Origin of the sequence: Sutterella megalosphaeroides (assembly GCF_003609995.1) — a bacterium.
In the GTDB taxonomy this organism is placed as follows: domain Bacteria; phylum Pseudomonadota; class Gammaproteobacteria; order Burkholderiales; family Burkholderiaceae_F; genus Sutterella; species Sutterella megalosphaeroides.
On sequence record NZ_AP018786.1, the window covers coordinates 2,411,025 to 2,427,032 of the forward strand.

At 63.2% G+C, this 16,008-nt stretch carries 15 protein-coding genes and 2 tRNA genes; 7 read left to right on the plus strand and 10 right to left on the minus strand.

The window, feature by feature from the left end:
* Positions 1-69: 69 nt before the first annotated feature.
* The 6 genes from S6FBBBH3_RS09550 to S6FBBBH3_RS09575 all read right to left on the minus strand — a co-directional run bounded on the left by S6FBBBH3_RS09550 (position 70) and on the right by S6FBBBH3_RS09575 (position 5,889).
* Positions 70-870, minus strand: a complete 801-nt coding sequence (locus tag S6FBBBH3_RS09550) for a thymidylate synthase (protein ID WP_120177520.1) — start codon at positions 868-870, stop codon at positions 70-72.
* A 136-nt stretch (positions 871-1,006) separates the two neighbouring features.
* Positions 1,007-1,849 carry a metallophosphoesterase gene (locus tag S6FBBBH3_RS09555; RefSeq protein WP_120177521.1) on the minus strand — a complete coding sequence of 281 codons (843 nt, stop codon included), beginning with the start codon at positions 1,847-1,849 and terminating at the stop codon, positions 1,007-1,009.
* Positions 1,850-1,855: 6 nt separating this feature from the next.
* The gene (locus S6FBBBH3_RS09560; protein ID WP_120177522.1) at positions 1,856-2,944 is read right to left on the minus strand and encodes an ABC transporter ATP-binding protein; all 1,089 of its coding nucleotides are present in this window, start codon (positions 2,942-2,944) and stop codon (positions 1,856-1,858) included.
* A gap of 75 nt (positions 2,945-3,019) precedes the next feature.
* Positions 3,020-3,859, minus strand: a complete 840-nt coding sequence (locus S6FBBBH3_RS09565) for an ABC transporter permease (RefSeq protein WP_120177523.1) — start codon at positions 3,857-3,859, stop codon at positions 3,020-3,022.
* A 16-nt stretch (positions 3,860-3,875) separates the two neighbouring features.
* Positions 3,876-4,676, minus strand: a complete 801-nt coding sequence (locus S6FBBBH3_RS09570; RefSeq protein ID WP_120177524.1) for an ABC transporter permease — start codon at positions 4,674-4,676, stop codon at positions 3,876-3,878.
* Positions 4,677-4,851: 175 nt separating this feature from the next.
* Positions 4,852-5,889, minus strand: coding sequence for an extracellular solute-binding protein (locus S6FBBBH3_RS09575; protein WP_120177525.1), 1,038 nt, complete (start codon positions 5,887-5,889; stop codon positions 4,852-4,854).
* Between the two features lie 421 nt (positions 5,890-6,310).
* On the opposite strand from S6FBBBH3_RS09575, the gene hcp reads away from it, so the two are divergent.
* Positions 6,311-7,936, plus strand: coding sequence for a hydroxylamine reductase (gene hcp / locus S6FBBBH3_RS09580; protein ID WP_120177526.1), 1,626 nt, complete (start codon positions 6,311-6,313; stop codon positions 7,934-7,936).
* A gap of 125 nt (positions 7,937-8,061) precedes the next feature.
* Here the strand turns inward: hcp and S6FBBBH3_RS09585 are convergent, their stop codons facing one another.
* The 4 genes from S6FBBBH3_RS09585 to S6FBBBH3_RS09600 all read right to left on the minus strand — a co-directional run bounded on the left by S6FBBBH3_RS09585 (position 8,062) and on the right by S6FBBBH3_RS09600 (position 11,928).
* The gene (locus S6FBBBH3_RS09585) at positions 8,062-8,682 is read right to left on the minus strand and encodes an exonuclease domain-containing protein (protein ID WP_120177527.1); all 621 of its coding nucleotides are present in this window, start codon (positions 8,680-8,682) and stop codon (positions 8,062-8,064) included.
* Positions 8,683-8,884: 202 nt separating this feature from the next.
* The gene (locus S6FBBBH3_RS09590) at positions 8,885-10,714 is read right to left on the minus strand and encodes a carbon starvation CstA family protein (protein ID WP_120177528.1); all 1,830 of its coding nucleotides are present in this window, start codon (positions 10,712-10,714) and stop codon (positions 8,885-8,887) included.
* Positions 10,715-10,882: 168 nt separating this feature from the next.
* Positions 10,883-11,416: a hypothetical protein gene (locus S6FBBBH3_RS09595; protein ID WP_120177529.1), complete on the minus strand. Its 534-nt coding sequence runs from the start codon at positions 11,414-11,416 to the stop codon at positions 10,883-10,885.
* Between the two features lie 56 nt (positions 11,417-11,472).
* Positions 11,473-11,928 (minus strand): DUF1178 family protein, encoded by a 456-nt coding sequence (locus S6FBBBH3_RS09600; RefSeq protein ID WP_120177530.1) that lies wholly within the window; start codon positions 11,926-11,928, stop codon positions 11,473-11,475.
* A 349-nt stretch (positions 11,929-12,277) separates the two neighbouring features.
* Between S6FBBBH3_RS09600 and S6FBBBH3_RS09605 the strand changes: the two genes are divergently transcribed.
* From S6FBBBH3_RS09605 to S6FBBBH3_RS09630, 6 genes are all read left to right on the plus strand, one after another.
* Positions 12,278-12,368 (plus strand) — tRNA-Ser (locus tag S6FBBBH3_RS09605).
* Between the two features lie 19 nt (positions 12,369-12,387).
* Positions 12,388-12,462, plus strand: a tRNA-Gly gene (locus tag S6FBBBH3_RS09610).
* A gap of 217 nt (positions 12,463-12,679) precedes the next feature.
* The gene (locus tag S6FBBBH3_RS09615; RefSeq protein ID WP_170143910.1) at positions 12,680-13,147 is read left to right on the plus strand and encodes a MarR family winged helix-turn-helix transcriptional regulator; all 468 of its coding nucleotides are present in this window, start codon (positions 12,680-12,682) and stop codon (positions 13,145-13,147) included.
* Between the two features lie 11 nt (positions 13,148-13,158).
* Positions 13,159-13,872, plus strand: a complete 714-nt coding sequence (gene dnaQ / locus S6FBBBH3_RS09620) for a DNA polymerase III subunit epsilon (protein ID WP_120177532.1) — start codon at positions 13,159-13,161, stop codon at positions 13,870-13,872.
* 413 nt (positions 13,873-14,285) lie between these two features.
* Positions 14,286-15,044 (plus strand): basic amino acid ABC transporter substrate-binding protein, encoded by a 759-nt coding sequence (locus tag S6FBBBH3_RS09625; protein WP_120177533.1) that lies wholly within the window; start codon positions 14,286-14,288, stop codon positions 15,042-15,044.
* 217 nt (positions 15,045-15,261) lie between these two features.
* Positions 15,262-15,927, plus strand: coding sequence for an amino acid ABC transporter permease (locus S6FBBBH3_RS09630; RefSeq protein ID WP_120177534.1), 666 nt, complete (start codon positions 15,262-15,264; stop codon positions 15,925-15,927).
* Positions 15,928-16,008: the final 81 nt, after the last annotated feature.

Below are 16,008 nucleotides of genomic sequence, written 5' to 3' on the forward strand. Positions count from 1 at the left end.
ACGAGCGCGTCTCGGGCGCCGCTCCCTCCGAAAAGAAGTGAATGGAAATGGTTCGGCTCCGTCCAACCGTCAAACGGCCACGGGCGCCTTGATGTGAGGCCACGGATCGTAGTCGACGATTTCGAAGTCCTCGTACCGGTAGTCGAAGATCGAGTCGGGCTTACGCAGGATGTTGAGCTTCGGGTACGGACGCGGTTCGCGCGAGAGCTGCAACTTCACCTGTTCGACGTGGTTGTCGTAGATGTGGCAGTCGCCGCCCGTCCAGACGAAGTCCCCGACGCCGAGATCGCACTGCGCGGCCACCATATGGGTGAGGAGCGCGTAGCTTGCGATGTTGAAGGGGACGCCCAGGAAGATGTCGCACGAGCGCTGATAGAGCTGGCAGGAAAGCTTCCCTTCCGCCACGTAGAACTGGAAGAGACAGTGGCAGGGCGGGAGCGCCATCTCGTCGACTTCCGCGGGGTTCCAGGCCGTCACGATCAGGCGGCGCGAATCGGGATTCGTGCGAATCGCGTGGACGACGTTGGCGATCTGATCGATCGTGCCGCCGTCGGCCTTCGGCCAGGAGCGCCACTGCACGCCGTAGACCGGACCGAGGTCGCCGTTTTCGTCGGCCCACTCGTCCCAGATCGAGACGCCGTTTTCCTTCAGGTAGGCGATGTTGCTCGAACCTTTGAGGAACCAGAGCAGCTCGTGAATGATCGAGCGCAGGTGGAGCTTCTTCGTCGTCACGAGGGGGAAGCCCTCCTCGAGATTGAAGCGCATCTGATAACCGAAGACGGAACGGGTGCCCGTTCCCGTCCGATCGGATTTCGGGGTCCCGTGTTCGTACACGTACCCCATGAACGTTTCGTACTGATTGCTCGGCACGGCACGGGTCCTCTCAAAAAAACACAAACACTCGGCCGCCGCCCTCTTCGGACGACGGCCGGAAACCTACCCGCATTTTAGCGGCTGAACGTGCGTTTATTTTTTCGAGGGCATCCGTGAGGAGGGAGCTGCCGCGTCAATCGACAGGATTCACGGCGCCCGCAAAGGGGTACGGGCCCGAGAAGTCGTCGGGGACGGGGACGAGACCCGTGTGCGTCACCCAGGACGAGTCGATCAGCTTGTGAAGCGCAAAGCCCGGGGGCTCCATGCGGAAGGCGTCTCCTCCTTCGGGCCCGAAATCGAGTTCGATCGAAAGCGCCGCCGGGGGCGCCGTCACGACGACGTTCGAGCCGAACAGGCCCACGATCGAGCGGTGCATGTGACCGGTTGCGAGCCGCACGTCGGGGCGCGCCGCGAGCACCCGCGCGAAGGCGTCGCGGTTCCCGAAGGGTTCGTCCATCTTCGGCATCCCCGAGTGGAGGGGCGTGTGGTGCATGAAAAGGATCGTGGGCTTCGCGACGCCCGCTCGACGGTCCTCGTCGAAGATCGCCTCCAGGCGCGCGAGCGAGGATGCTTTCGCTTCGCCCCAGTGCGTGCCCGGAATCAGGGTGTCGAGCCCCACGACGCGAAAGTCCTCCGTTTCGAATCGGAATTCGACGGGGTCGTTCGCCGCAGCCGCTTCGGACGCCTCCGTCAGTCCCGCGAGGTGCGCGCGCATGGCGCTCCGAGAATCGTGGTTGCCGGGGAGCATCCGCACGGGGGCGGCAAGGTTTGAAAAAACCTCGCGCACGTGTCGGTACGATTCGACGTTTCCGTCGCAGGCGATGTCGCCCGTGACGACGATGAGGTCGACCTCGCGCGCCTTGGCTTCGAGCCAGGGGCGAAGCGCGTCGAGCCGCGAGGCCGTATCGGCTTTGCCGTAGGCGAGCACGCCCCGCGGTTCGACGTGAAGGTCGGTGAGCTGAAGAATCGCGCGCATCGCTCGTTACCCCGGGAAAACCATCAGGTGGGAGCTCTCGACCGTGAGGCGCGCACGCGCGCCCGGGCGGATCGCTTCGCCCGCGCTTGCAAGATTCACCTTGAGAAGTTCTCCGGTGGCGGCCTCGACCGTCACGCGAACGAAATTCCCCATGAAGTGAAGGTCCTTCACCTTGACGATGCGGTCCTCAAGCGCGACGCCCTCGCCCTCTTCGAGCGCTTCAAGGGACGCCACCTCGGGGCGGAAGTAGACGTCGACCGCACCCGTGTGGTTCGCCAGGCCCGCGGCGATGCCGTGCGCAAGGGCGTTTGCGGGCGTCGAAGCACCGAGCCAGGAGAGCATCCCCGACTGGTAGGTGCCGCGCACGCGGTTGCTGCCGCCCACGAACCCCGCGACGAACCCCGAGGCCGGACGACGCCAGACTTCTTCGGGAGTCGCCGCCTGGTGAATGACACCCCCTTCCATCACGACGATTCGGTCGCCGAGCACCATGGCTTCGTCCTGGTCGTGCGTGACGATGACGGCCGTGATGCCGAGTTCGCGCAGGATGACGGCGAGCTCTTCGCGCACCTTGTGGCGGATCTGCGCGTCGAGGGCCGAGAGCGGTTCGTCCAAAAGCAGAATCTTCGGACGGATCGCCAGGGCTCGCGCGAGCGCCACGCGCTGACGCTGCCCGCCCGAGAGAGCGAGCACGTTGCGGCGCTTGAATTTTTCAAGGTTCACGAGCGCAAGCATCTCGTCCACGGTCTTTTCGATCACGGCCTTCGATTCTCCGCGCACCTTGAGGCCGTAGCCCACGTTTTCCGCGACCGTCATGTGGGGAAAAAGCGCGTACTGCTGGAACATGAAGCCGATCCTGCGCTTCTCGGCGGGCACGTGCGTCATGTCTTTGCCGCCCACGACGAGCTGCGACCCTTCGTCGGGCGTTTCAAGCCCCGCGATGATGCGAAGAAGCGTCGTCTTCCCGCAGCCCGAGGGGCCGAGGAGCACCGTGCGGCAGCCCGCTTCGAGGGTGAGATTGAAGGGCGAGAGCACGCGGGTCGAGCCGTAGTGCTTGCTCATGTTCTTGAGTTCGATGGAAACGGATTCGGTCATGATGTCGGTTCGTTGAGTTCGTTCGGTGTGCGTCGCGAAGGGGTCCGGTGATCGGCTCTTCGGGCCGTCGGGCTGTCAGGCAGCCGCCTCGTCCGCGAGGCGGCGCGCTTCGGCGCGCTTTTTGATCCAGTCGGGGAGTGCCTGCATCAAGGAGAGGAGCGGCACCAGGATCACAAGGAAAAGGAACGTGTAGGCGCTCCCCACTTCGAGACGCATCGACGCGTAGCTGTCGGCCATGCCGACGGGGAGCGTCTTCGTATCGGGCGTCTGGAGCATCCAGGAGATGTTGAATTCGCCGAGCGAGACGGTCATCACCATGAGGGCGCCCGCGAGGATGCCGGGCATCGCCACGGGGACGACCACCTGCGTGAACGTGGTCCAGGGGGAGGCGCCGAGCGTGGCGGAAGCTTCTTCGTAGGCCGCAATCGGCTCGACGCGCAGGACCGACATGACGCTTCGCACCATGAAGGGAAGGCAGAACATCACGTGGCCGCAGAGGATGAAGAGCGAGCTGTGTCGGAGGCTCGTGAAACCGCCCCAGACAAGCAGGATCCCGAGACCGATCGCAAGCCCCGGCATCGAAAGCGGAAGAATGAGGGCTTCTTCGAGAAACGCGGCCCAACGCTTGCGCTCTTCGCGAACGAGAATCCAGGCGGCCGGAACCCCGATCGCAACGCAAATCACGAGCGCCCCGCAGGCAAGCCCGAGACTGCGCAGAATCGTGTCGCCGTAGATGTCGAGCACCTTCGCGATCCAGTCCGTCGTAAAGCCCGCTTTCATGCCGCGGAAGGCGTTCTTCATGAAGGCGGTCGCCACCATCTGCACGACCGGCACCATCAGAAAGAGGAGCGTGACGGCCGTGAGCGCCGCCGAAAGCACCGTGGTGGCGCTCAGGTCTTTGAATTTCGTTTTCATTTGTCTTCTCTCCGACTCAGCGGTCGCTCCGACCGCCCGCGAGGCGCGCGAGCACCAGCATCGCCCACGTAATGAGACCGAGCACGACCGAGAGCATGGCGGCCGAGGCGATGTTGGCCGAGAGCGTGAATTCGGTGTAGATCGTAATCGGCAGCACGTTGATGTCGGTCGCGAGCGTGAAGGCCGTACCGAAGGCACCCATCGAAGTCGCAAAGCAGATCGCCCCCGTCGAAAGGAGCGCGGGCATGAGGGCGGGCACCGTCACGTCTTTGAGGATTCGCCAGGAACTCGCGCCCAACGTGCGGGCCGCCTCTTCGTACATGGGTTCGATCTTGCGGGTGGCCGCCATCACGGTCGTCACGACGCGGGGAATCGAAAAGTAGAGGTACCCGAAAAAGAGCCCCGCCATGCCGTAGGCAAAGACGAGCTTGCCCGCGCCGAGCGAGGAGGAAATCATCGAGGCGATGCCGTTGCGGCCGCCCAGCATGATGATCATGAAACCCACGACCACGCCGGGGAAGGAGAGCGGAAGCGTGATGAGGGCGACGACGGCGTTGCGCCCCGGGAAACGGTGACGCTCGAGAAAGAGCCCCGTCAGGCCGCCGAGCACGACGCTCGCGAACGTGACCGCCACCGAAAGAAGCACGGTCGAAACCATGCTCGTCGCGTAGCGCGGATTGGTGAGGATCTGCCCGTAGAGAAGAATCCCCTCCTCGGTCGAGACCGAAGCGGGCAGCAGTCGCAGGACCGGCAACACGAAAAAGGCCGTCAGAACGGCGAGGGCCGGAATAAGAAAGAGAATATGGGTGCGCTTCATCGAGAAGCCCCTCGGCGGAGGGTTCGGAAGGTGGTTCGAAGGACTCGAAGGGGGCGATTGCGAATTCGGAGGCTCGCCCGCGAGTCTCAAAACGAAAGCCGACCCGGGCAAGACCGAACCGGCTTCGGGAAAACGGGTCCGGGCGCGGACCGACCGCGTCCGGGCGCTCGGTGCGTCAGCCCTTGACGGCCTTGAGGTAGGCCTCGCTGAAGGCCACCTGTACGGCCGCCATCTTCGCGTAGTCGACGCTACCCGCACGGGCGTATTCGGAAGCGGGCAGGAACTTCGCCGCCGCTTCGGGAGCGAGCGTTTCGATGTCGCCCACGACCGGACGGAGGTAGTTTTCCGCCCAGTGCTTCTGGCCCTTTTCGGAGAGCACGAAGTCGATCACGCGGCGGCCCGCGTCGGCGTGCGGCGCGTTCTTCACAAGCGACATCACGTAGGGAACCTGGATCGTGCCTTCCGACGGGATGACGAATTCGATCGGCGCCTTGTCGGTGTAGCGGGCGCGGTAGGCGGAGAAGTCGTAGTCGAAGAGGATCGGAATTTCACCCGAGAGACAGCGGGCGTAGGCGGTCTGCTTCGGAACGACCGGGCTGTTCTGCATCAGAGCCTTGAAATAGTCGAGCGCGGGCTTGAAGTCGTCGAGCGTGCCGCCCAGGGCGTGGTTCGCGGCCACGGCGCAGGCGTAACCCACGAAGGCCGACGACGGATCGAGAAAGCCCATGAGGCCTTCGTACTTCGGGTCAAGGAGGTCCTTCCAGCCCTTCGGCACGGGCAGACCGTCGAGCGCTTCGACGTTGACCATGAAGCCCACGGTCCCGGCGTGGATCGACACCCAGGCACCTTCGGGGTCCTTCAAGCCCTCGGGAACCTTCTGCCAGCCTTCGCCCTTGTAGTTTTCGACGAGCCCCTGGTTCTTCGCGTTGATCGCAAAGGAGATGCCGAGGTAGGCGGCGTCGGCCACCGGGTTCTTCGCTTCGGCGATGATCTGCGAAACGGCCTGACCGGAATTCTTGTTGTCCATCGGGACGTCGATCCCCGTTTCCTTCTTGACCAATTCGAGCATCGCGCCCCAACCGGCCCATTCGGCCGGGCAGTTGTAGACGATGGCGCGCGAAGCGGGCGCGGCAAAAGCATTCGAGAGACCGAAACCGTTCAGAAGAAGGGCCGAACCGAGAAGGTTGCGACCGAACTGACGACGCGTAAGCATGGTGTGTCCTTGAAATGAGGGCCCCGGAAGTCGGGAGCCGGGAAAACGGGTGTTTTTGGGTTGCGGCTCATCCTAAGGACGCCCTATGACAGTTCGATGACAAGTCCGTGACGTTCTTTTGACGGCTCACGGGAGGTTTCCCGAACCCGTCCCGACCGCGCCAACGCGTCCCGCGTTGACACCCGCCGAAGTTCGCGCACTCGAGCGCCGAGCCCTTCGGTCGAGGTCGGTCGGCGGATCGGTCGGCGGATCGGTCGGAGAAACTCGCGAAAAATAAATGTATCTCACGTATAACTTTTTCTTGCTTTCCTGCGGCCGCATCCCTATACTTCGGAAAATCTGTATTTCAAATGCATATTTAATTCGGAAACCCCCGTCCGAACGAGATACCGCCCCGTCGTTTTACAAGGAGACCCCGACGATGTTCTGCATCCAGTGCGAACAAACGACCAACACCCCCGAGATGCACGGCTGCGCGTTCCGCGGCAACTGCGGCAAAACGCCCGAGACGTCCGACCTTCAGGACGTGCTCGTCGCGATGCTCGAAAGCCTTGCGGCCCGCGCCCTTACGGCCGAAGCCGAAGGGATCGACATCTCGAAGACGGCGCTCTTCGTGCCGCGCGCGTTCTTCTCGACCTTGACGAACGTGAACTTCGACCCGATTCGCATCACCGCCTACATTCACGAAGCCGAAGCGATGCGCGACGAACTTGCCGCCGCGGGCGCGAAGCGCCCCGATCATCCGCTTGCGGACTTCTCCGTGAAGGGCCTCTGCGCGTCCGCGCTGCCCGCCGCCTGCCGCGAAGCGTCGCTGCGTCGCGAAGAACCCAATGCCGACATCGCGGGCCTGCGCCTTCTCGCCCTTTACGGCCTCAAAGGTACGGCCGCCTATCTCGAACACGCCGCCGCGCTCGACCTTCGCGATGCGAAGCTTGAGCGCCGTGTCCTCGAACACCTCGCTCGCATCGGGTCGCCCGAAGCGGGTGCCGAAGCGCTCCTTGCCGACGCGCTCGAAATCGGGCACCTCAACCTCGACGTGATGGCCGCCCTTGAAAAGGCCAATACGACGAGCTTCGGCGACCCCTTCCCCGCCCAGGTGAATACCGCGCCCGTCAAAGGGAAGTGCATCCTCGTTTCGGGCCACGACCTGCGCGACCTGAAGCTTATTCTCGAGCAGACGGAAGGGAAGGGCATCAACGTCTACACGAACGGCGAACTCCTTCCCGCGCACGCCTATCCCGAACTTCGCAAGTACCCGCACCTCGTCGGCAACTACGGCTCGGCCTGGTACAAGCAGCAGACGGAATTCGCCGAGTTCCCCGGTCCCATCGTCATGACGACGAACTGCATCCTCGACCCGAACCCCGGGCACTATGCGGACCGCATCTACACGCGCAACATGGTCGGCTGGCCGGGCTGCACGCACCTCGATACGGACGACTTCTCGGTCGTCATCGAAAAGGCGCTCGAAATGCCGGGCTTTGCCGCCGACGAACCGAAGCGCACCGTAACGACGGGGTTCGGCCGCGCCGTTCTCGAAGGGGCCGCGGACACCGTGCTGAAGCTCGTGGGTGAGAAGACCCTCCGTCACGTCTTCCTCGTCGGGGGCTGCGACGGCGCGCGCTCGAGCCGCTCCTACTACGCGGACTTCGTCGAACAGGTTCCCGCCGACTGCCTCATCCTGACGCTTGCCTGCGGCAAGTACCGCTTCAACCAGAAGGCGCTCGGCCACGTGGGGGGCCTCCCGCGACTTCTCGACGTCGGCCAGTGCAACGACGCCTACGCCGCCGTGCGTCTCGCGGTGCTTCTTGCGGAAAAGGCGGGCTGCGGCGTGAACGACCTTCCGCTTACGCTCGTTCTTTCCTGGTTCGAGCAGAAGGCGATCGCGATTCTCCTCACGCTCCTCGCGCTCGGCGTCAAGGGCATGTACATCGGCCCGACGCTCCCCGCGTTCCTCACGCCCAACCTCGTGAAGACGCTCGTCGACGCGTACGACCTCCACGTCGTTTCGACCCCGGAAGCCGACCTGAAGGCGATCCTCGGGTAATCGCCGGAGCCCGCGCGCCGGAAAGTGCGCGGGCTCTCAAAAACAGAAGCCGGAAAAAAAGGCGCCGATTTTGCGGACGTTCTCCTCGCAAAATCGGCGCCTTTCTTTGTTATGGCATTACAAAATCACGAGCGGCCCGGCACCGGTCGGCTCGTTTCCTCCCGGAATTCGCCCCCGAAGGCGGTCACGACCCCCGTTTTTTCATAGGCCGTCAACCCCCGGCAGACGATGCGAAGAAGTTCCGCGTCGGAGAGCGCCCCGTGGATCGAGCGGTCTTCGCCGAGGATGCCGAAACGGCGGCAGAGGTGGTCGAGCCCGTTGGGGTAGCCCTGAAAGAGGCTTCGCGCCCAGCGGAGCGTGTCGAAGACCGTGCAACCGAGCATCTCCAAGTTGTCGTAACCCGCAAGAAAGAGCTCGTGATTGATGAACCCCGCGTCGAACGAGGCGTTGTGCGCGACGATTCTCGCCCCGCGCACGAATTCGACGAATTCGGGGGCGATCTCCCGGAAGACGGGTTGCTTTTTCAAAAACGCCGTCGAGAGGCCGTGCACGTTGTAGGCCGCCACGGGCATCGGGCGCTCGGGATTCATGTAGGCGTGAAAGTCCCGCAGGGGCTCGAACGCTTCGTTCACTTCGATCGCCCCGATTTCGCACACGCGGTCGCCGTAGCGGTAGCTGAGACCCGTCGTTTCGGTGTCGAGAACGACGATTCGTTGGGGGTGCGACTTCGGTGCGGTTCGATACATTGAAAATCCTTGATCGGGCTCCCCGGAAGGGGCAAACGTTTGATGATACCGCCGATCGGAAACCGCAACCGAGCTTTCGGGCGGTTGCGCTTTTGCGGCGCGAAGGCGCGCGAACGAAAAAGGCCGCCCTCGGACGTCGGTCGACGCCTCGGGCGGCCTCTTTGCGCGGTCTTTGCGCGGTGAAGTCACGCAAGCGCCGGGGTTACTCCTCGACGAGCGCCTTCACTTCGTTCCCCCACGCGTCGCGCGTCGTCGTGCGGATGCCGAGCAGCACCGCCCAACGGCGTAGCGTCCCCGCGATCACGAAGAGCATGAGCACCATGACGAGGACGGAAAGCGTCGCCAGGAGGTACTGCTGCGCGGGCAGGTACTGGTTGAGGACGAGCCAGATCCCAGCCCAGAACGTGATGATCGTCATGAAGATCCCGGGCACGCCCGTCACCCACGCGTACTGCGTCTTGTTGAGGCGCAGGATCACGGTGGTGCCGATCAGAAGCGTCACGGACGCGAGCAGCTGGTTGCAGATGCCGAAAAGCGGCCAAATCGAGCCGATGTCGCCCGAATAGACGAGGTAGCCCCAGCTCCCCGTAAAGACGAAGGACGTGATGATGATCCCCGGCCACCAGTTCTTGTCGCCGAACTTGGGCCAAACCTTGGCGGCCATTTCCTGAAGGAAGAAGCGCCCGACGCGGGTACCGGCGTCGACGGCCGTCAGGATGAAGACGGCTTCGAACATGATGGCGAAGTGATACCAGTACGCCATCAGGTGTTCCATGAAGGGGATCTGCGAGAAGATGTGGGCCATGCCGACCGCAAGCGAGACGGACCCGCCCGGACGACCCATGAGGCTTTCCTGCACTTCCGCTTCAAGGCGCGGGAGTTCCTGGACCGCCATGCCGAGCGCCTGGAACTTTTCCACGGGCGCGTTGATGGCGAAGTAGTCGGCCGGAACGAGGACGCACGCGGCCACAAGCGCCATCACGGCGACGAACCCTTCCATCAGCATCGCGCCGTAGCCCACGAAGAGCACGTCGCGTTCGTTGCCGATCATCTTCGGGGTCGTACCCGTGCCGATCGTGGCGTGGAAGCCCGAGAGGGCGCCGCAGGCGATCGTGATGAAGATGAAGGGAATGACGGGGCCGCCCACGATCGGGCCGCCGCCCTTGACGAAGTCCGTAAAGGCGGGCATGTGGAAGTCGGGCATCACGAAGGCGATGCCGAGCGCAAGCGCGCCGATCGTACCGATCTTGAGGAAGGTCGAGAGGTAGTCGCGCGGAAGCAAGAGGAGCCACACCGGAAGGACCGAAGCGAAGAACCCGTAGATCGGGATGAGGATGCTCATCGTCTTGCGGTCGATGTTGAGCCACCCGAAGTATTCGGGATGTGCCGCAACCCAGGGGCCCGAAAGGATGCAGAGGAAGAGGAGCACGACGCCGATCAGCGTGGCGCCGCGCACGTCGCCCTTGCGCCAGATCTGCATGTAGAGCCCCATGATGACGGCGATGGGAATCGTCGCCGCCACCGTGTAGGTCGACCAGAGCGAGTCGTGCATGGCGTTGACGACCGCAATCGAAAGGCCCGCAAGCGTCAGAATCAGAATCGAGAGCACCGCCCAGGACGCCACGAACCCCGTGGTCGGGTCGATTTCCTTCGAGGCGATGTACGCGAGACTGCGACCGCGGTGGCGCACCGAGCAAAAGAGCACGACCATGTCGTGCACGCCGCCCGCGAGCACGCAGCCGATCAGAATCCAAAGGAGCCCGGGCATGTAGCCGAACTGCGCGGCGAGAACCGGACCGAGCAGGGGGCCCGCAGCGGCAATGGCGGCGAAGTGGTGCCCGAAGAGCACGTACTTGTCGGTGGCGACGTAGTCCTTGCCGTCGGCGAAGCGAACGGCGGGGGTCGCGCGCTCGGCGTTGATGTTAAGGACCTTTTGGGCGAGGAAAAGCCCGTAGAAGCGGTAGGCGATCGCGAAGACGCACAAAGCCGCAAACACGATGGTGAGCGCGTTGACGCTCGTTGTCGAATCCATGGGGAATCTCCGGCGGTTTTTTGGGGATGGTTGAGGGGTCGTGAGCGCTTCGGAGCCGAAGCGCCCGGTCAAACGTCCCTTAGTCTAACGAGACGGGACTCAGGCGGCGACCGTCGAAAAAAAAGCCTCGGAAGTACTTTCGAGGCTTTCTATGCTTTCGGTGCGCGCTCAGACGCGGTAGGCGTCCGGAATCTCGAGCGTTTCGTGCTTCCCGGAAAAGACCCCGGACCAGCCCGCCATCACCTGAATGTAGTCTTCGGCGGGAAGCTTGCGACCCGCCGCCTTTTCGGCCGCGTCCAAAGCGGTCAGCTTTTCGACGCATTCGAGGTAGCAGCGAAGCGCGAGCACGATCGTCGTGTCGTCGTCGATCGCGTCGACCGTACGGCCGTTCGCCCAGAGAGCGAGCTTCGCTTCGATTTCCTTTTTGAGCGCGCGGCGCAGGTGGGCCGCAAGCGCCGCTCCCGCCCAGCCGTTGGCGACCACGCGGGAAGGATCGGCACGCCCCGCGAGAATCGAGCAGAGGTCTTCGAAGAATTCTTCGGCCTGCGCTTCGACCGCCTTGGCGTCTTCGTGCTCGGGGGCGTTCGTTTTGAGCCAAACGTGCTGCATGTGCGCGATGCCGAGCTCTTCGAGGACGAGGAAAACCGTGTCCTGATTCGTCAAGTCGACCGCGTCGTGAGGTTTGAATTCGGTGTTGGTCATGGAATGATCCTTCGCGAAATGAACACGGAGAGTACGCCCCGCGCTCGAAACAGAAATCAGTTGCCGTCCTTGAGGAGTTCGTCGGGAACGTTGAATACGGGAATTCCTTCGGAGCGCAGCTCCTCGGCGTCCTCTTCGGTACACAGACCGCGGATCCCGCCCGGTCGGCTCGTGCGCCCGTCGGCCAAGGCCCGCGCTTCTTCTTTGAAATTGCGACCGACGTCCTCGGCGTCGCGCACGGCCTTCTTAAGCGCCGCGTACGCTTCGCGCTGCAGGGCGCCGAGTTCGCGCTCGCGGCGGCGTTCGACGTCTTCTGCGACGTCTGTGCGGGTCGTGCCCGTCGCGCGGGCGACGCTCGGAGCGCTCGGGCGCTTTTCCACCACGGCGCCCCCGCAAACGGGACACGCAAGGCGCCCCGCGGCCGATTCCGCCTTCCAGTCGAGGTCCGACTTGAGCCAGCCTTCAAAGAGGTGTCCGTTCGAGCAAAGAAAGTTGAAAACTTTGAGCGCCATGAGTGTCCGAAACAGGGGGACGTTGCAGAAACCGGGAAAAACGCGTCGACGCGACGAGGAGCCGCGGCGGCACCTCGTCGAGCAAACTCTGCGGAAGTATAGGCAAGGCGGCCGCAGGGCGTGCAATAGGCGGCAGTCGGCCTCCCGAGATACCTCCGAAACGGCACCGGAAACGCCCCCGAACGGCCTCCGGAAGGGGGGGGGGCGGCTTCGGTCAAGAGAAAAAATTTCTTTCGACACGTGACAAAAACGATTTTTCGTGCTATAGTTCGTCTTCTCAGTTCGGGAGATTCCCTTGAGCCGACATCTTCGTCACCACGAGATCGGCCGACATGACTGAGCGCATCAAGGAAGGATGGCAGAGTGGTTGATTGTACCGCCCTGGAAAGGCGGCATACGGAAATTCCGTATCGAGGGTTCGAATCCCTCTCCTTCCGCCAAGATTCAGCACTTAGCGGTGCGGGCGTCGTATAACGGCTATTACCTCAGCTTCCCAAGCTGATGACGAGGGTTCGACTCCCTTCGCCCGCTCCAGTCGCACACAACCCCGTTCGATTCGAACGGGGTTTTTGTTTATGCGCCGCCCGTCCGAAGGACGCTTGAATTCGGGCGCGCCGACCGCTATCGTACGGAACACCCGACCGTTTGCCGCGCCCGCTCCCTTTGCGGGGCGCGCCCTCGGGCCGGGCTTCGTATGGAACTCACTACGGAGACGGCACGCTTTCGCCCCCGCGAAGGCCGCCGCCGCTTTATGACCGATCACGCACGACGCCGCACGGTGAATCTCGCCGCCCGTTTTCTCGGACAAGCCAATCAACTCATCACCTCGGAACTCCTCGCGGCGGGCTGCGACGGGATCGCGCCGAGCCACGGCGACATCTTCCACGCCCTCTTTCGTTACGGTCCCCTCACGATGAGCGAGATCGCTCGACGCATCCACCGTACGAAACCGACCGTGACGGCGCTCGTCGACAAGCTCGAGCGCCTCGGCTACGTGCAAAAACGCGCCTCCGATCACGACCGGCGCAGCACCTACGTGTCGCTCACCGACGAAGGGCTCAAGCTCGAACCCGTCATCGACGCGATTTCCGAAAAGCTCGCGCGCCTCTCGGAACAAAACCTCACGCCCGAAGAGGCCGACCGGCTCGAAGCGCTCCTCGCGAAACTCACGGGCGACGCCGCGGAGCTTGCGCTCGATCGTCCTCAACCCGCTTTCTGACACCGACCGCCATGGACCGACTCATCACACTCGACACGGAAACGACGGGACTTGACGCCGCGAACGGCGACCGCATCATCGAAATCGGCTGCGTTGCTCTTGACGGGCGCATCGTCACCCACAAACCCGAAGACGCCCTGCAGCTCTACGTCAACCCGGAGCGCGACGTCCCCGACGAGGCCGTCGAGATTCACGGGATCACGAACGAATTCCTCGCCGACAAGCCGACCTTCGTCGAAGTGGCGGACCGCTTCCTCGACTTCGTGCGCGGCGCGACCCTCGTCATTCACAACGCCGCGTTCGACACGGGCTTTCTCGACATGGAGCTCGGTCGCATCGGCCGCGGGAAGCTCTCCGACTACTGCAAGATCGTCGACACGGTGAAGCTCGCCAAGCAGCTGCTCCCCGGGCGCGCCGTGAGCCTCGACAGCCTGTGCCGCTACTACGAGATCGACAATTCGTCGCGAACCTTCCACGGGGCACTTCTCGACGCGGAACTCCTCGCGGAAGTCTACGTCGCGCTCACGCGCGGGCAGGACGTGCTCGAAATGCACAACCCCGACGCGGACAACCTTCCCGCCATTCCGAAGAATCTCGTCGTCGTGACCGCCACGGCCGAAGAGCTCGCGGAGCACGAACGCATCCTCGACATCGCCGAAAAGAAAGCAAAAGCCGCCGCCGCGTGGCGCAAGCTCGGCACCCCGACGACGGAAGGGGAAGCCTGATCCGCAGATCGGGAGCGGCCGAGACGTCGCTCTTCGCTTCCGATCTCGACGCGCATCGACGCCGTCGACCCCCGAAGCCCGGACCTCGTGTTCGGGCTTTTTCGCGTCTTGCATCCCTTCGAAGCAGGCCCCGAAAAGTCCGATCAAAACACGGCTTTTGTCGACAAGATTCGTACTTATTCGCCTTCCCTGCCGATAGTTTCGCGCCACCGTTCAACCAATGGGCCGATTTCGCCAACATATTGAAATATCTCGATATTTTTTAGATTAAAAACGACACCAGGCCCGATTCTGCGCTATATTCCGCCCTAACGACGGCGAAAACGAAGCGACCCGACACGAGGCCGCCCGACGCCCCCAACTCTCAAACCGCGTACGACGCGCAACCGCACCTTTTTCACGGAGAATCCGTCATGTCGATGAAGAAATTCGTTCTAGGCGCCTGTGCCGCCGCCCTGATGAGTACCGCTCTTTCGGGTGCCGCCCTTGCCCGAGATCTGCTGCGCGTCGGCACCGAACCGACCTTCGCGCCGTTCGAATTCCTCGATACGGAAACGAAGCAGTTTGCGGGCTTCGACATGGACCTCATCCGTGCCGTCGCCGACAAGGCGGGCTACGACGTTGAAATCCTCAACATGGGCTTCGACGCCCTCATCCCTGCTCTGATGACGCGCTCGATCGACGTGATCGCCGCGGGCCTCTCGATCACCGAAGAACGCGCCAAGCGCGTCGACTTCACGAAGCCCTACTACACGGCGGGCCTCTCGATGCTCGTTCGCAAGGGCGATGCCCAGAAGTACCCCGACTTCAAGGCTCTTGAAAACCAGCGCATCGCCGTGCAGATCGGCACGACGGGTGCCGACACCGCCAAGGACATCAAGGGCGCCAAGGTTGCCGCCTTCAATACGACGAGCGAAGCGTTCATGGACCTCGCCACGGGCAACTCCGCCGCCGTCGTGCACGACCGTCCGGTGCTTGCGTACTTCCTCAAGACCCAGGCCAAGAGCGCCGGCACGATGCAGCTCCAGCCCGAAATCCTCGACGCTCAGAGCTACGGCTTCGCGGTTCGCAAGGGCAACAAGGAGCTTCTCGAAAAGCTCAACAAGGCCTACGACGAACTCGTCGCCTCGGGCGAAGTTCAGAAGATCCACGACAAGTGGTTCGCTCAGTAACCGCCCGACGCGTCGTTCGAGCCTCGAACATGTGAAACGGTCCGGTCGGGCGCCTTTCGGGCCCGGCCGGTATTTTTTGAAGGGGTGCGATTTTCGCGCCGAGCGGCTCAAACCCGCTACAATCCGTCGATTCACCTTTTTCGGCGATTCCCGGCCCCGCGTCGTCTCAGCCCCGAACGACGTACAGGTTCACTACAGAAAAACTTAAAGGTCCGCCATGGAATTTGATTTTTCGCTCATCCTCAACAGCTTCCCCCTGTTGTTGCGCGGTGCGGCGCTCACCCTTGAGATCACGGCCCTCTCCGTCGGTCTCGGTCTCGTTCTCGGCCTGATCCTCGGCCTCTCGCAGCTCTCGAAGAAGCCCTGGCTGCGCTGGCCCGCGAAGGTATACGTCGACTTCATCCGCGGCACCCCGCTTCTGATTCAGATCTTCATCATCTACTTCGCGCTTCCGAACATCATCGGTTCGCGCATCGACCCCTTCATCGCCGCCGTTGCGGCCTGCTCGCTCAACTCGGGCGCCTACATCGCCGAAATCTTCCGCGGCGGCATCCAGTCGATCTCCCAGGGTCAGTTGCGCGCGGGCCTCTCGCTCGGCATGACCTACGGTCAGACGATGCGCTACATCGTGCTGCCGCAGGCCTTCAAGCGCATCATCCCGCCGCTTGGCAACGAATTCATCGCCATGTTGAAGGACTCGTCCCTCGTCTCGGTGATCGGCTTCGAAGAACTCACCCGCTCCGGTCAGCTCGTCATCGCCGAAACCTACGCCACGATGGAAATCTGGGCCGCCGTCGCGCTCCTCTACCTCATCATGACGCTCTCGATTTCGCAGCTCGTGAGCTTCGTCGAACGGCGCTACCGCCTCTCCGACGAACGTTGACCGCCCTTGACGGGCGCTCCTCCGACCGGGGGAGAACGGGGAGCGACGCCCGCGCGACGCTCCCCGAATTTTTTTGTCCCT

Bases quoted from the DNA above. Each gene is read 5' to 3' on its own strand.
- S6FBBBH3_RS09560 (WP_120177522.1), bottom strand. From the start codon at position 2,944: ATGACCGAATCCGTTTCCATCGAACTCAAGAACATGAGCAAGCACTAC.
- hcp (WP_120177526.1), top strand. From the start codon at position 6,311: ATGTTCTGCATCCAGTGCGAACAAACGACCAACACCCCCGAGATGCAC.
- S6FBBBH3_RS09575 (WP_120177525.1), bottom strand. From the start codon at position 5,889: ATGCTTACGCGTCGTCAGTTCGGTCGCAACCTTCTCGGTTCGGCCCTT.
- S6FBBBH3_RS09630 (WP_120177534.1), top strand. From the start codon at position 15,262: ATGGAATTTGATTTTTCGCTCATCCTCAACAGCTTCCCCCTGTTGTTG.
- S6FBBBH3_RS09590 (WP_120177528.1), bottom strand. From the start codon at position 10,714: ATGGATTCGACAACGAGCGTCAACGCGCTCACCATCGTGTTTGCGGCT.
- S6FBBBH3_RS09595 (WP_120177529.1), bottom strand. From the start codon at position 11,416: ATGACCAACACCGAATTCAAACCTCACGACGCGGTCGACTTGACGAAT.
- dnaQ (WP_120177532.1), top strand. From the start codon at position 13,159: ATGGACCGACTCATCACACTCGACACGGAAACGACGGGACTTGACGCC.
- S6FBBBH3_RS09600 (WP_120177530.1), bottom strand. From the start codon at position 11,928: ATGGCGCTCAAAGTTTTCAACTTTCTTTGCTCGAACGGACACCTCTTT.
- S6FBBBH3_RS09570 (WP_120177524.1), bottom strand. From the start codon at position 4,676: ATGAAGCGCACCCATATTCTCTTTCTTATTCCGGCCCTCGCCGTTCTG.
- S6FBBBH3_RS09585 (WP_120177527.1), bottom strand. From the start codon at position 8,682: ATGTATCGAACCGCACCGAAGTCGCACCCCCAACGAATCGTCGTTCTC.
- S6FBBBH3_RS09615 (WP_170143910.1), top strand. From the start codon at position 12,680: ATGACCGATCACGCACGACGCCGCACGGTGAATCTCGCCGCCCGTTTT.
- S6FBBBH3_RS09555 (WP_120177521.1), bottom strand. From the start codon at position 1,849: ATGCGCGCGATTCTTCAGCTCACCGACCTTCACGTCGAACCGCGGGGC.
- S6FBBBH3_RS09565 (WP_120177523.1), bottom strand. From the start codon at position 3,859: ATGAAAACGAAATTCAAAGACCTGAGCGCCACCACGGTGCTTTCGGCG.
- S6FBBBH3_RS09625 (WP_120177533.1), top strand. From the start codon at position 14,286: ATGTCGATGAAGAAATTCGTTCTAGGCGCCTGTGCCGCCGCCCTGATG.